We start from the raw sequence: 15,707 nt of genomic DNA, 5'->3' as shown, positions 1-15,707 counted from the left end.
CATCTATGTGTACCCTCATTTCCTCCGTAACACTTTTTGTCCCCTGAACGGATACGTTGAATTTACCTTAGCAATCCCTACATATAACCGAGCAAAATACCTACCAGCTATTTTAGAAAGATTGCGATCGCAAGTAGAATTAGAAAATCTTCTATGGGAAATTCTGATCATTGATAATAACAGTAACGACGATACAGCATTTGTTATTCATAATTATCAAGCTGATTGGGATGCTAACTGTTCTCTCAACTATTTTCTCGAACTACAGCAAGGAATTACATTTGCACGACTACGAGCAGTGCGAGAAGCTAAAGGCCAATTAATCGCATTTTTAGATGATGATAATTTACCTGCTCTTAATTGGGTGAAAGAAGCTGTTATCTTTGCAAAAGAACACCCTCAAGCTGGAGCATTTGGTGGTCAAATTCATGGCAAATTTGAATTAAAACCACCAGAAAATATCGAACGAATTCAAGGTTTATTAGCAATTAGAGAACGCGGAAGTGAAGCACATTTATATGATCCAGCTAACTTAAGTCTTCCTCCTGGTGCAGCACTTGTATTTCGTAAACAAGCATGGGATGAAAGTATTCCTAATAAATTAATATTTAAAGGAAGATTAGGTAAATTAAAAGTAGCAGGAGATGATTTTGAATTGCTGTTATATTTCCATAAAGCCGGTTGGCAAATTTGGTATAATCCAGCGATGCACACTGAGCATCAAATTCCATCTTGGCGATTAGAAAAAGATTCTCTAATTACTCTAGCTCGTGGTTGTGGTTTCTCTATTTGTCAGTTACGTCTCATTAATACCAAAACTTGGCAGAAACCTATTATTTTGATGAAAATTTTTCTGAGTAACTTACGTCGTTTGATCAAACATATTATTAAGTTCAGAACTAAATTTAATAACGATGTAGTTGCACTTGCTGAGATGGAATTTTATTTTAGTAGTATGATTAGCCCTTTTTATTCTTTAATGTTAGGTTTACAAAAATCAATTGTTGAATAGTTGAGTGTATATTTAAGTATAAATCAAACCAAAATGCCACTTATTTCTGTCGTTATCCCTACTTATAATAGTGAAAAAACAATAAAAAAAACAATAGAATCTGTTTTAGAGCAATCTTTTATTGATCTGGAATTAATTATTATTAACGATGGTTACATGGACTCAACATTAAAAGTAATCTCACAATTTAAAGACTCAAGAATTAAAGTATTTTTATTTGAAAATGTTGGTGGTAACGTTAGTCGTAATCGTGGACTTGAGCGATCAACTGGGGAATTTGTGAGTTTTTTAGATGCAGATGATATTTGGACACCTGATAAACTTGAAAGTCAGCTTCATGCTTTAAAAGCAAATCCCCAAGCAGCAGTGGCTTATAGTTGGACTGATTATATAGATGAACAAGGAAAATTCCTACTTTCAGGTACACATATTACCGCTAACGGAAATGTTTATGAACAGCTAATAATCAGTAATTTTTTAGAGAATGGCTCTAATCCATTAATTCGTAGAGAAGCATTAGTTCAATTAGGGGGATTTGACGAAGAGTTAACTGCTGCACAAGATTGGGACATGTGGCTTAGATTAGCCCAAAACTTTGATTTTTTCGCTGTGCCACGTGTACAAATATTATACAGAATGAGTGCAAATTCTTTATCCACAAATCTTGCAAGACAAGAAAAAGCAAGTTTACAAGTGCTTGAGAAGGCTTGTAGTAAAAATATACAAGACCTAAATCGTCTTAAAAAGAAGAGTCTGACAAATCTCTATAAATATCTTACATGTAAAGCTCTACAACAACCTTTTACTAGACAAAAAGGGTTAGCAGCAGCTAGATTCTTATCGAAATATATATTTTACGATGCTTCGAGATTGAAGAGTACTAATTTAATAGTAAAACTTTCATTTAAAATAGCCTTAATTGTGATATTACCTTGCGATTTATCCACAACATTATTAGCACATATGAAGACTAATAATTAGAAAATATCAGGACTTACGCACGGGTAACAGAAAACAAACCGCACTAGACACAGAGTACACAGAGGAATGAGAGTTTGAGAGGTTTTTTGCGTAAGTCCTAAATATATACATAAATAACCCGGACATTTGAAAAACTCCTAGAAAATAAAATTAAAAATAGATATTGTCGGTGCGTTTTTCTATGTCTAAATTAATGCATAATAAATCTCTTAAAAATCATTCTAGTAGTGGCTTTACGCTACTGGAAAATACAGTAATAATTTTAATCATTGGTATATTGGCTGCGATCGCAGTACCTAATTGGCTAGCTTTTGTTGATGTTCAACGTCTCAATGCTGCTCGAAGTGAAGTTTACCAAGCTATGCGCGAAGCTCAAAGGGAAGCGAAAAGAGAAAAATTGACTTGGCAATTCAGCTTGAATGAACAAAATGGTATTGTTCAGTGGGCAACTCATCGTGCTGATATCAATGTAAATAACGCCATATGGAATAAGCTAAATGCAAATGTGCGTTTAGATGGGGAAACAACTTTACAACAAGCAAATGGTGTTCGGCGAATTCAGTTCGACTATGAGGGAAATGTTAATAAGCCACCACTAGGACGAATCACATTATCTAGTAAATATGGCGGTAAAGCAAAGCGTTGTGTGATTGTTTCGACAATTTTAGGAGTTATACGAATAGCCAAAGAACATCCGCAAGCAGATGGAAACGGTAAATATTGCTATTAAGATATTCTTGATTGAATTCAAAAATATATGGCGTGTTGAAATCACCTAAAATTGCCAAGCAGCACTTAATTATTTTCACTCGCTACCCAGAACCAGGTTTGACAAAAACTCGGTTGATACCCGCTTTGGGGATTCAAGGTGCTGCACATCTTCAGCGCCAAATGACTGAATATACCCTATGGAAAGTTCGAGAATTGCAAAAAGCGATCGCCATTTCTATAGAAGTACGCTTTACTGGTGGAAATTTGGAATTAATGCAAAGCTGGCTGGGGATTGATTTGATTTATCAATCTCAAGGTGAAGGAGATTTAGGAAAACGAATGGAGCGATCGCTCGAATATGCTTTTAGTGCAGGCGCGCACCAAGCGATAATTATCGGCACTGATTGCCCTGATGTCAATATCCAGACTCTTGCCCAAGCTTTTACAAATCTCCAGCATTGCGACATAGTACTTGGCCCAGCAGTGGATGGTGGTTATTATTTAATCGGTTTACAGCGTCTTTTTCCAGAATTATTTTTTGATATCAACTGGGGAACTTCCCATGTCTTGCAACAAACTGTGGCTATTTGCCATCAACTTAATTTATCAATAGCTTACTTAGCTACTTTAGCTGATGTTGACCGTCCAGAGGATCTGCCTATTTGGGAAAAAATAGTTTTCAATCTCAAAAATACTCCAGGTTTTCAATAGTTGCTCAGGTATAGGGAACAATATTTAGGTAACTTGACATAAAATAGTCACTCATTCTTTATTGATTCAAGATGAATTATGAATAACAATTTTGCTGCTGTCACTGCTGCTCGTACACTTAAGGTGGTTGGGATAATATTAATTTTATCTTTTGTGCTTGATTTTGTAATTCTGTTGTTTCCTTTCCAACCTACAAATCGTCTTTGGCAAATTGATTTAGCAACAGCATTGGTTGATCGAGGAATTGTACCTTTAATCGGATTCGCAATGCTGTTTGCTGGATATTGGGCTGACACTACTGAAGATGGTCGCCCGTCTGGTATAGACTTGAGATTTCCAGCATTGGTGCTAGCCAGTCTCTTGGGCTTGATGTTCTTGCTGATTTTTCCTTTGCACCTCAATAATGTACGCCAAGCTAGCGTGCAACAGGTAGATCAAATTAATAAACAAGCAGATCAAGCAGAGAATCAACTGCAAAATCAACTATCGCAGGTACAAGCTCAGTTAAATAACGAACAAGTCAAAACTGAGTTAGACAAGCAAAAAACTCAAGTTAAAGCTCAATTAACCGAAATACTCAAAGATGAGCAGAAGTACAAACAAGCGCTTGAGAGTCCTAACGTTCCTCCAACTATAAAAGAGGTACTCAAAAAAGCCAAACAAAATCCTCAAGAGCTTGATAAATTTATCGCCCAACAAAGTGATCCGCAGCAAGTTGCTACTCAACGACTCAACCAAATTCGTCAGAGTAAGGAAGATGCTGAAAAACAAGCCAAGGAAAGAGCTTGGAAGTCTGGAATGCGAATTGGTATGAGCAGCTTATTGCTGTCTATCGGATACATTATTATCGGCTGGACAGGTTTAAGAGGTATGGGTTCAGCACAAGGTAATGGTGTACGTAAAGCAACTGCACGCTAGTTTAGATGCTGGAGAGTAAACAATTCAAAATTGAGGAACAGGGTGTGGAGAGGTGGGAGTACGAGGAGAATAAATAGTAACCAATGACCAATGACAAATGTTCTCAATCTATATATTGACTCATAACGAAGAACTAGATATTGCGGCTTGCATTGAGTCAGCAATGCTATCAGATGACATTATTGTTGTGGACTCATGCAGTAGCGATCGCACTGTGGAAATCGCCAGTCGTTATCCTGTTAGTATTGTGCAACATGCTTTTGAAAGCCACGGTCGTCAACGTACTTGGATGCTAGAAAATATATCTCCAAAACACGAATGGGTGTATATTCTAGAAGCTGACGAGCGCATGACACCAGAACTATTTGCTGAATGTAATCAAGCACTTAAAAATTCAAGTAATATTGGCTACTATGCTGCCGAACGCGTCATATTCATGAATACCTGGATTCGTCGCAGTACCCAGTATCCTCGTTACCAACTACGGCTTTTTCGTCACGGTAAAGTTTGGTTTACAGATTACGGACATACGGAAAGAGAAGTTTGTGACGGAGCCACAAGCTTTTTAAAGGAAACCTATCCTCATTATACTTGCAGCAAAGGCTTGAGTCGTTGGATTGAAAAGCACAACCGTTATTCCACTGATGAAGCCAAAGAAACGCTGTATCAAATAGAAAATGGAGAAATTCGGTGGTGGGATTTATTTTTTGGTCATTCAGAAGTTGAACGCCGTCGCGCCCTCAAAGATTTATCTTTACGTCTACCCGCAAGACCTTTGCTACGTTTTATATATATGTATTTTCTCTTAGGTGGTTGCTTGGATGGACTCGCTGGGTTGGCATGGTGTTTCTTGCAAACTTTTTATGAGTATTTAATTTTACTCAAAATTTGGGAAATAAAGCACATGCCTAAACCGAGTCCAGACACTCAATCTCCTGAGAACAAAATCATAACACCCATTTAGTTGGTAGTTGGTGTTTGGTGGATAGAGGCGAAGCATTTGTATAAGTATCTTTATCTAAAACTAAATATCTTCGTACAAATGCTTCGCCCTTACTCATTGTGTTAAGTTATTATAAGTTATACTAATTAATATTTTATAGATAAATTTTTGAGAACAATTAGCAGTGCGACTATGAGATGAACTGGCTCAAAAAATCAATTATTAAAACTCTTTATTAAATACTTTGTAGACTACTTTATAGAATAGTGAGCAGCTTGGGATTGAGCGCGGTAGTATTAGAGATAACCTTAAAACTTGCAACAATCGTTTACAAGTTTTAAAAAATAAAGTAATGCTCTGTTGAGACTATCCAACTGATAGACATCACAGTTGGTAGATATCTACATACTGTGCGTGGCTATGAGGAACTGCAAACCAATCAACCAGGGTAAGTTAATTTAAAGAGCATCTACACTCTTTATCCTTCATCCTTTTTGGCTGAGGTCTATCTTAGCTATTTGATCAAACTGCTGTTATGAATATTGATAACAGAAATTCCACAAGCTTAAAAAAGGAGAATCACGGTTTGGTAATCGATCGCTGGAAGCAGGGCTTAAAAAATGACCTGATTGCTGGTTTGTTGGTAGTGATTCCTCTAGCAACTACCATTTGGCTGACGATTACTATTGCTAGTTGGGTAATTAACTTTCTCACCCGTATTCCCAACCAATTAAATCCCTTTGATGGAATGCACCCCATCTTAGTGAGTGTACTAAATTTATTAGTGGGATTAATGGTGCCACTACTAAGTATTCTCCTGATTGGCTTGATGGCTAGAAACATCGTGGGGCGGTGGTTACTAGATTTTGGTGAGCGAGTTTTACAAGCGATCCCCTTAGCTGGACAAGTATATAAAACCCTCAAGCAACTTTTGGAGACAATACTCAAAGATACAAATGGCAAATTTCGCCGTGTAATATTGGTAGAGTATCCACGTCAGGGAATTTGGGCGATCGCTTTCGTTACTGGCATGGTCAGCAGCGATATCCAAGCTAGTATGTCTCGTCCTATGCTCAGTATTTTTATTCCCACAACACCTAATCCTACAACTGGATGGTATGTTGTGGTTCCTGAAGATGAGGTAGTCAACCTGTCAATGTCGATAGAAGACGCCTTTAAAATCATTGTTTCTGGTGGTATTGTCGCCCCTAACACTCCCCTACCTCCTGTGATTATTACCAAAGACCGTAAATTAGAAGCATCACCTCTAGAAGCAAAACGGCAGGTTTTTCCTCTCGAAGACACTTAAACTTGTGAATGTAAATTAATGAGTAACCGCTACTGATATACTGTTAACTCCGTTGATCTTTACCTTACAGAATACTCCTCATACATTTTTATTTAACTTAAATATGCAAACCAGAAAACCCCGTCAAATTGCTCGCGAATTGGCACTTCTGAGCCTTTCTCAGCTTCCAGCCAATCCCAAAAAATTAACTGAAGACCAACTACCCAAATTGGTGTTAGCAGCAGTACGTACCTTGCGTTCAGAAGTGCAAGATACTCTAGATAATGCTATTGGCGAACTCCAACGCAGTAACGATCGCATCCTCAGTAGTGAAACTCGCACGAGTGACCTCAATATTGCCAGAACAATGCTGAAAGAGGCGATCACCTCTACTCAAACAGCTATTAACCAGTTGAGTGCATCTGTTGAGTTTCCAGAATTAATTCAGTTAGCAAACCAAGACAAAGAAGTTGGTAGATACGCAATTGAAATAGTCAGAACAATCGATGAAGAACGTCAAAATATAGACCAGCAAATCAGCCTAGCCTTAGTAGATTGGCAAGTGACTCGTCTAGCCCAAATTGACCGTGATATTTTGCGAATTGCTGTAGCAGAAATCATGTATCTGGGAGTTCCTAATAGTGTCGCGATCGATGAAGCTGTAGAACTAGCGAAACGCTACAGTGGAGATGAAGGTCATCGGTTTATTAACGGAGTTCTCCGTCGAGTCACGCAACAGCAAAAACAGCCTGTCTAGAAATAGTGGGGATCGGGAGGTGGGAAGATGAAGACACGGGAAACAAGAAAGACATAGTTTGGGAGCATCTCAAATGTTTAAAATCCCGGCAAATTGGAAGTCTGGGGCTACACAAACAAAGCCTGCCTAGGCAGGTTACAATTAGTCCGCGTAGGCGGACTTAGATTGTGTAACCGCGAATTATATTCGCTCTTGTTTTTTAAAAAAATTGAGATGCTCCCCAAGACATGGGGGATAAGGAGGACAAGGGAAGGAAGACAAGGGAGAAAACTAACCAATAACCACTAACCATTAACAACCAATCAACCACCAACCACGAACTACTAAATAAACATGGCTTTTAATTGGTTCCGTCGTCAACATAACGATTCTTCTGATACTTCATCCCCAGAAAAAGAGGTAGAAACTCCTCCTGCTGTCTCAACACCATCTCCTACAGAATCAGCCACAGCACCTACAACAGAAGCAGAACAGCCTGTAGCGACAGATTTACTTGCATTTGCTAAGGCTGCTTATCAAAATATCCAGCAAAAGCAACAATCTCAGTCAGTAGAAACTTCCTCTACAGAGGAAACAACTGAAACTACACCAGAAACACCAACATCAGAAACCCCAGCACCTGAAGAAAGTGTCGAAACTGTAGCTGAAGTTAGCGAACTAACAACCCCAGCACCTGAAGAAAATGTCGAAACTGTAGCTGAAGTTAGCGAACTAACAACCCCAGCACCTGAAGAAGCTACTCCCCCAACGCCAGTTACCACGTTAGAAGAAAACTCAAAAAATACATCAACTGAAGCAGTAAAACCACTACAAGAACCTGCTAATCTATCCTTACTAGCAAAGGCAGCAGCAGAAAGACAAGCGAAGCAGGAACGTTTAATCGCAACTGCAATCGAAGTCACAGAACCGGAAAAAATACAAGCAGCCGCATCTGCTAGTGGGACTTCAGACATAGCCGAAGCGATACCCGAAATAGAGTTTGATGAAGGCTTTTTATGGTCAACAGAAGTACTCGCCGCACAGGGGAGACGCGCGGAAGACGTTTCGATTGAAGAAATTACCTGGCTAAAAAGGTTAAGGCAGGGTTTAGATAAAACCCGTCGTAATATTGTTAACCAACTCAAATCCATTGTTGGTCAAGGGCCACTTAACCAAGCCGGGGTTGCAGAAATTGAGGCATTATTGTTGCAGGCAGATGTGGGTGTAGAAGCCACAGATTACATCATCACTGCCTTGCAGGACAAACTGCGCGAAGAAGCTTTACCACCAGAAGAGGCGATCGCCTACCTTAAACAAATCCTCCGAGATATGCTAGATCGACCAATTCAAAAATCTCAAAAGTCGTTGTTCGCCCCAGAAAAAGATTCTTTTAATATTTGGTTGATTACAGGGGTCAATGGAGCTGGTAAAACTACAACTATCGGTAAAATTGCTCACTTGGCTCAAAAATCTGGCTATCAATGCTTGATTGGGGCTGCTGATACTTTTCGTGCTGCTGCTGTGCAACAAGTGAAAGTTTGGGGCGATCGCAGTGGTGTAGAAGTAATTGCCAATCCTGGCAAGAATACCGATCCGGCTGCTGTTGTGTTTGATGCGATCGATGCAGCAACAGCACGACAAACTGAATTACTTTTGGTAGACACCGCAGGTAGACTGCAAAATAAAAAGAACTTAATGGAGGAACTCAGCAAAATCCGTCGGATTATCAAGAAAAAAGCACCTAATGCCAAAATAGAATCTTTACTCGTATTAGATGCAACTTTAGGTCAGAACGGATTACGTCAAGCTGAAGTATTCTCAGAAGCAGCAGAACTCACTGGTGTAGTCTTGACAAAACTGGATAGCACCGCTAAAGGAGGTGTGGCTTTGGCTGTTGTGCAACAACTGGGTTTACCAATTCGCTTTATCGGTGCTGGTGAAGGTATTGAAGATTTACGTCCTTTTTCTAGCTATGAGTTTGTAGAAGCACTTTTGAGTGGCTAGTAACGCTTCCTTGGAAGTCACGCATTCAAAAGAATTGTATTCCGGGCTTTTGCGTCATTTTAAATGGCATGTTTATTTCCGCGATCGCTGTACTAGTAGTCAGGTCAAATAAAAATATAAAGGGTTTCACTCTTCAGTATGCAAAACTGGGCAACCTTTGCAGCAAGGGGGTTTGATTAGAGACCGTAAACACTCGTAAAACTGCGGGAAGTATGCGGCAACTAGGGGCAAAGAAGCGTCAAAAATCCAAATCTACTGGTCTGGTTTCAGAAACCCAGACCACGAGCGTAGTAGGTCTGGGTAGTTCATTTCAATACACTTCAGTTAGTCGATATAAATCTAAAAAATCCTAACTCAAAACGACAAGTTTTTGATAACGGGTGTAAAACCTCTGCTAGAATTGCAACTTAATACTTGACCTTGAACAACCCTTTGTACGGTTGTTAAATTTTATTGCACAATAGTTAACTGAATCTAAGTTGATGTAAAAAGCTGTTTTATTGCTTTCCTAACGACTGCTCTTTGACTTTCATCAAATATTCTCTGGAGGTATCTTCAAAAAATAGCAATGCAATAGCTGTATATAAACATCATTTTTAATGTGGTAAAGAAAAATATTGAGTTATGATTTTTCGTGAGTCTTCCTTAATCACTTGTATATCGTGTGTGGCAAAACTTGGAGAACATATTAACTTGTATAAGTTCAACATGAATTCTACCACTCAGTGCTAATTATGACATCTAAAAATTTATGTGTATGTCCCAATTAGTTTTTCTATCTTAGGGTATATGAATTATTCATAAAGTTATGGAATAATTTATTACCTTCTAAATACTTAGTAAAAATTGCTGCTAATAAAGGATCGGTTTTAAACTAAAAAATATCCCTTGAAACACTTACCTTGATGAAAAAATCCAATAAAAAATGAAATACTTATAAAACTCTCACTTACGTCTTTCTACTCTTGCTAAACTGACGAATCTTATCTAAATATGGTTTAGTGATTCTGAGGCTAGCTCATTTATTTAGTAATCTCAAATTGCTTACTGAAGTTAAATAATACCTGTGCCTGTGCCTAAACTGCCCTCTGAACCTACCGACAGTAATACTAGTGCCGCAACAGATGTTACTCCAGTTGTGGCGCTCAAAGAACTCGTGGCAAGGCTGCACCGAGAGCAGAACAAAATCCAGGACTTACTCAGTTCTCTAGGATTTGCTCTAAGAAGCTTCAACAACTTAAACCAGTTTTTGGAGTTAATCCCGCTAATGGCGACAAGAGTAACAGATGCAGACGGTAGCGCCCTGTTTCTCTATAAACCAAATGGTCAAGTAAGGCTAGAACAGCTACACTGGCAGGACAGCCATCAAAGAAAAAATATTCGTAAGGCATTAGAGACGGTAAGTAGTCAAATTACGCATCAACAACATGCATCTGGATTAGCAACTACAACCAGTATTTTAGATGCCCAGATGCATTATCATCTGGGACCTGATGTCCAAATTTTTGGCACGGCAATTCTAGTCAAGCATGTAGAAAGGGGATGGCTATATGTTTTGAGTCGCGATCCTGAGTATGGATGGACAGAAACAAGACAAAAATTAGTTAGGCTAGTGGCAGATCAAACCGCCGTCGCTATTGAAAACGATGAACTGGCTGTAGAACTAAGAAAAAAAGAACGCCTAGATCAAGAATTAGAAATTGGTGCTGAAATTCAACGGCGACTCTTACCACGTCAATGTCCCAGTATTCCAGGAGTGACTCTAGCGGCGCGTTGTAAACCAGCCAATCGTGTCGGTGGGGATTACTACGACTTTGTTCCTACGAATCACAACTTAATTTTACCACCCAATGCCAAAGAAACTGTGGAATCTATTCGTTGGGCTTTAGTGATCGGTGATGTGATGGGAAAAGGAGTCCCCGCAGGTCTAATTATGACTATGATGCGGGGAATGCTACGGGGTGAGGTGCTGCACAGTAACACCCCAGCACAGATTTTGCAAAACTTAAATCGAGTCATGTATGCGGATTTAGAAAATTCTAACCGCTTCGTCACCTTGTTTTATTCAGAATATGACCCGAAAACCCAGATGTTATCCTATAGCAACGCCGCACATAATCCTCCTATGTGGTGGCACGCTAGTACCAAAGCAGTGACGCGTTTAGATACTCTGGGAATGTTGATTGGTTTAGATGCTAACAGCCAATACGAAGATGGTCAAGCACGCTTAGAGCCAGGAGATACAATTATTTACTATACAGATGGATTGACTGATGCGGCAGCAGCCAGTGGCGATCGCTTTGATGAAGAAAATCTCGTCAATGAATTCAGCCTTGCTTGTAGGTATTGCAACGGTCCAGAGGAAATACTAGATTACTTATTTGAGCGAGTACAACAATTCATCGGTGCTGAAAAACAGAACACCGATGATATGACGTTGGTGGTTTTGCAACTTAGTAATTAGTTGTTTGTTGTTTGGAACAACTACCAACTACCAACCCTTAACATTAAAATACTGTTGTCCACCCTTCTTCTTGAGTATCTTTTTTAGTGTAGGAAACACCGTCAACTTTGATACCTTCTTGATTGAGGAGAGATAGAGTTCCACCTTTGTTGGACAACTGCACATCTTTTCCACTTAAAGATACTCTGATAATTGCACCAGGTTCGATTGTAAATCCGTCTAAACTAGCTTTTTGTTTGAGTTGGTTGGCGATCGCCCAGCCTGTTAAATCTACTTTGTCCGGTGAAGGATTAATTAAAGTGATTGACTCTTTGCCAACATCTTCTCCACTAGGATTAAGTAGAGCAGCAATGATTCTTACCTGTGGCTTCACCACTGGAGTATTCGGTATTTGTGGTTCAGTTCCCACATTTTTATCGATGGGATCACCAGTGTTGTCATCTGTGTGAAAGGACTGAGACTGGAATGCAAAAAAAGCTGCAACCCAATAATCTTGAATCTCAGATTTATAGTGAATCAATAACCCTCCATCCTGATAAATTCCATTATCTTTTTGAAATTTACCACTGCTGCCTTGGTTCATATGTATGTCATGAACACCTCTACCTGGTTTGAAACCAAATATTTTATCAGCCTTATCTTCTGGTCCCCAGGGTTCGCCAAAGACGTAGATTTCAGCTTTTGTTTCAATTGCCCTTTGAATGTATGAGTCAATAAACTCATTGAGGTCGTTATTTTCTCCAGGAACACTATAAGGTAAAGCTTTCATCTGATTGACTTTAAGCAAATTGCCCCGGATATAATCTAGAGCAATTCCTCCAGCTTGTCTTTGAGAAACTTCAATTTTGTTAAACCCCAAGTCTAATGTTTTCAGCTTTTGGGTGATGTAGTGTTCAAAATTACTGTCAATTAAGTACAACAAATCATAGGGTTGCTGAACTGATCTAACATTAATTGCTAAACGATAATCAAACTTACCATCGTTGACATGTACTTGATAGTGTGGAGAATCATCGTCTAGTTCCATTTTGCCAGCGATCGCATGACATTTTAATACACCGTAATCTTTCAAACCCATAAATAATGTCCTTGTGATGAAAGTGACTATGATTTTTTGAGCCACTTAAATCTAATGCTCGCCCATCAAAGTAAAAATTAGTTTAAGGGTGGGTAGCATAAGTACTATCTGAAATCAGTTTTTAATTGTTTCTTAAGTATATTTATTTACAGATTATACCTGAGTGCGGAGTTTGGCCAAATTTTCAGACAGTAGAAGCTGCTCGCACTAAAATTACCGTCTGTTGGCTATTACGCGAGATAGTAGCAGGAATATTGCCGTGTACTACTTGCTGCAACAATCCCTCACGAGAAGCTCCCAAAATAATCACATCAGTATTGTGGCGTTTGGCAGATTTTAATATGGCATCTGCAATCGAAGTAGCATGAATTGGAGCTATTTTTACCATACCATCAAGTCTTTGTTCAAGGAAATGAGCAGCTTTGTTAACAGATGTGGTGTCTGGTTTAGTTTCATCTGGCTCAAATACTTGGCATAAATTGACAGTTGGTGTTTTACTTAGTGAAGTTAAAGCTGGCAGTAGTGCGATCGCCTGCTGAGAATTGGGGCCACCTGCCACTGGTACAAGCCAGCGATCAAAGTTGCTTTGGTCTTGGAGCTTGACCAATACTACCTCACAGGCAGCTTGCCGAATGATTGTATCGACAACTCGACTAAAAACTCGTCCTGGTGTGGTTGTGCTACCTTTCCAACCCATCAACACCAAATTAATATGACGGTCTTTGATAGTTTGCAAAATTGCTTCCGATAAGTCATGAGCAACTCGAATTTGAGTATGCACGGGTACATCCCAGGCTTGTCCTAATCGCATTGCTTGACGCAGCAAGCGTTGACCTACTCTCATACTCACATGAGTTTCGGTAAGAGCTTGGTGACGCGGTAAAACAATTACATGCAAGCATTCAATTTCATAATGGCGATCGCGGGCAATTGCCACAGCCATTTGCAATAGGTTTTCTGCTGTTTTGGGATTACACAAAGGTACAAGTAACCTTCCCTGTCCAGTTTCCGGCGCACGGATACGGTAAATTACCTGCGATGGTTCTGCTTTTGGGCCTGCCACGTCTTCCTGAGTGTTGAGATAGGCAGCTTCTGTGCGAATAATATCACTACGGGTAATAATCCCTACCAAACGTCGTCCTTCCACAACTGGTAAACTGCTCAAGTTGTAGTGATTGAGCAAATGCAAGACATGGGCAAGAGTATCTTTGGGATAAGTAATGATTGGCTCTGGGGTCATCACTTCTGCTACAAAGCGTTCTCCGTAGATATCACGGTTCAAGCCCCTTTGGGAGAAATTCGCTACATCTTTCTGTGTTAAAATACCTACCAGTTTTCCATCTTCTAACACCGGAAAGCCACGGTGGGAAGATTGCGAAAACGCTTGCAACACCTCATCCAATCTCATTCGGCTAGACAGAGTTTCGACACGGCGTTGCATCACATCAGCAGCCGTCAGTTCCAGCCAAGGCCCTTGGGATGTGGCTTCTTTAGAAAGATCAATGCCTTTAAATTCCAGCAATTTATCGTACAGTGATCCCGCCTCAAACAATTCTGCCACCAGATAAGCAGTCACTGAGACAATCATTAGAGGCAACACTAAATTAAAGTCAGTTGTCATCTCAAACACAATGATGACTGCCGTGATCGGGACTCTGGCAACTCCACAGAAAAATGCCCCCATTCCCACCCGTGCATAAGTTGTGGCTAAACTCAATCCCAGCCAGTGATATTCCCAAACTCCCACTAAATAGCCCAAGGCTGCTCCCAGCGCGAGAGTGGGAACCAACAAGCCAGCAGGCGCACCAGAACCATAGGTAAAGATAATCAGCAAAAACTGAATACAGAATGCCAGCGCTACCAGTGGCCAACTTGCATTCCCTGCTAATAATAGTTCTCGTAATCCAGCGTTGTCCCGAAAAACAGGGGGAAGAGCAACAAGTGCAAAACCAGTTACAAGTCCAGCCAGTCCAATGCGCCAAGATAAGCTAATTTTTAAGAAACGATCATAAAAATTGAGACTAGCAAGGACACCTCGGTTAAATAAAACACCTCCCAACCCGGCTATAATTCCCAGAAATAAGTAAAAGGGAATTTCTGGGGCAAAAAAACTGGTGTTGGGTGTGACTAAATGCAAATCCAAATCCAGACTATGAGTACCCAAAATTCTGGAAACAACAGCAGCGATAAATGAAGCCAGAATTGCCGTTCCTAAAGTAATTCCAGAGACATCTTGCAGGAGTTCTTCGACGACAAACAGCACCCCAGCAATGGGAGCATTGAAAGCTGCTGCTAATCCCGCTCCAGCTCCAGCTGCAATCAACTGACGGCGATGATCGGGGGAGGTGGAAAACCAACGACTGAACTGATTGGCTATGGCTGCTCCGATTTGCACCGTTGGTCCTTCTCGTCCTAAAGGTATTCCAGTTGCCAAAACTAATGCTGCACTAACTAGTTTTACCAATGCAATGCGGAGGTTGAGAGGCATTGGCACTTGTGCTAGTACAGCTTTGACTTCTGACATCCCACTACCGGCGGCGGCGGGAGCTATACGTTCTACCAAAGTACCCGCGAGCAATCCTCCGAGCAAACCAATGATTGGTAGTACATAGTAAGCCGGGAGTAAATGAGATGCACTCTGTCGCCATCCACCCAGCCATCCTACACCCTGCCCTAACAAGACTGCTGCCAATCCAGAGACTAAACCGATCAGGCAAGCTTCAAAAATAGCGAGACGCTTGGGTCGTACAAGTGTCTGGGATAGGCGCTTCCAAAGAGTTTGCCCGATGCGTACCATCTTCAGTTGTAATAAAAATCATGTATCGGCTCAATAAACAGGGGTAGCCAAGAAAAATAAAAAA

At 40.2% G+C, this 15,707-nt stretch carries 12 protein-coding genes; 10 read left to right on the top strand and 2 right to left on the bottom strand.

Annotated elements, in window-relative coordinates; all coding sequences use genetic code 11:
* Window positions 1-7 precede the first annotated feature (7 nt).
* From hpsE to AC5JMK_RS04750, 10 genes are all read left to right on the top strand, one after another.
* Window positions 8-1,012: a hormogonium polysaccharide biosynthesis glycosyltransferase HpsE gene (hpsE, locus tag AC5JMK_RS04795; protein WP_495909504.1), complete on the top strand. Its 1,005-nt coding sequence runs from the start codon at window positions 8-10 to the stop codon at window positions 1,010-1,012.
* Window positions 1,013-1,045: 33 nt separating this feature from the next.
* Complete coding sequence (locus tag AC5JMK_RS04790) at window positions 1,046-1,993, top strand: glycosyltransferase (protein WP_495909503.1); 948 nt, start codon at window positions 1,046-1,048, stop codon at window positions 1,991-1,993.
* 193 nt (window positions 1,994-2,186) lie between these two features.
* A complete protein-coding gene (locus AC5JMK_RS04785) occupies window positions 2,187-2,723 on the top strand; it encodes a prepilin-type N-terminal cleavage/methylation domain-containing protein (protein ID WP_495909502.1) in 537 nt (178 codons plus the stop codon).
* Window positions 2,724-2,755: 32 nt separating this feature from the next.
* Window positions 2,756-3,415, top strand: a complete 660-nt coding sequence (locus AC5JMK_RS04780; protein WP_096676649.1) for a TIGR04282 family arsenosugar biosynthesis glycosyltransferase — start codon at window positions 2,756-2,758, stop codon at window positions 3,413-3,415.
* Between the two features lie 78 nt (window positions 3,416-3,493).
* The gene (gene hpsJ-B / locus AC5JMK_RS04775; protein ID WP_096676650.1) at window positions 3,494-4,333 is read left to right on the top strand and encodes a hormogonium polysaccharide biosynthesis protein HpsJ; all 840 of its coding nucleotides are present in this window, start codon (window positions 3,494-3,496) and stop codon (window positions 4,331-4,333) included.
* Between the two features lie 97 nt (window positions 4,334-4,430).
* Window positions 4,431-5,297, top strand: a complete 867-nt coding sequence (locus AC5JMK_RS04770) for a glycosyltransferase family 2 protein (protein WP_495909501.1) — start codon at window positions 4,431-4,433, stop codon at window positions 5,295-5,297.
* A gap of 514 nt (window positions 5,298-5,811) precedes the next feature.
* A complete protein-coding gene (locus tag AC5JMK_RS04765) occupies window positions 5,812-6,585 on the top strand; it encodes a DUF502 domain-containing protein (RefSeq protein WP_096676652.1) in 774 nt (257 codons plus the stop codon).
* A 103-nt stretch (window positions 6,586-6,688) separates the two neighbouring features.
* The gene (gene nusB, locus AC5JMK_RS04760; RefSeq protein WP_096676653.1) at window positions 6,689-7,321 is read left to right on the top strand and encodes a transcription antitermination factor NusB; all 633 of its coding nucleotides are present in this window, start codon (window positions 6,689-6,691) and stop codon (window positions 7,319-7,321) included.
* 333 nt (window positions 7,322-7,654) lie between these two features.
* The gene (gene ftsY / locus AC5JMK_RS04755) at window positions 7,655-9,304 is read left to right on the top strand and encodes a signal recognition particle-docking protein FtsY (RefSeq protein ID WP_096676654.1); all 1,650 of its coding nucleotides are present in this window, start codon (window positions 7,655-7,657) and stop codon (window positions 9,302-9,304) included.
* A gap of 1,066 nt (window positions 9,305-10,370) precedes the next feature.
* The gene (locus AC5JMK_RS04750) at window positions 10,371-11,768 is read left to right on the top strand and encodes a GAF domain-containing SpoIIE family protein phosphatase (protein WP_096676655.1); all 1,398 of its coding nucleotides are present in this window, start codon (window positions 10,371-10,373) and stop codon (window positions 11,766-11,768) included.
* Between the two features lie 43 nt (window positions 11,769-11,811).
* Here the strand turns inward: AC5JMK_RS04750 and AC5JMK_RS04745 are convergent, their stop codons facing one another.
* Together AC5JMK_RS04745 and AC5JMK_RS04740 are read right to left on the bottom strand one after the other, a co-directional pair.
* Window positions 11,812-12,846, bottom strand: a complete 1,035-nt coding sequence (locus tag AC5JMK_RS04745; RefSeq protein WP_096676656.1) for a DUF2278 family protein — start codon at window positions 12,844-12,846, stop codon at window positions 11,812-11,814.
* A 184-nt stretch (window positions 12,847-13,030) separates the two neighbouring features.
* Window positions 13,031-15,643 (bottom strand): chloride channel protein, encoded by a 2,613-nt coding sequence (locus AC5JMK_RS04740; protein WP_096676657.1) that lies wholly within the window; start codon window positions 15,641-15,643, stop codon window positions 13,031-13,033.
* Window positions 15,644-15,707 lie beyond the last annotated feature (64 nt).

The organism is Pelatocladus sp., assembly GCF_059505505.1.
The sequence above is the reverse complement of the archived record's forward strand: the minus strand, read 5'-3'. Positions and strand labels throughout refer to the sequence as shown.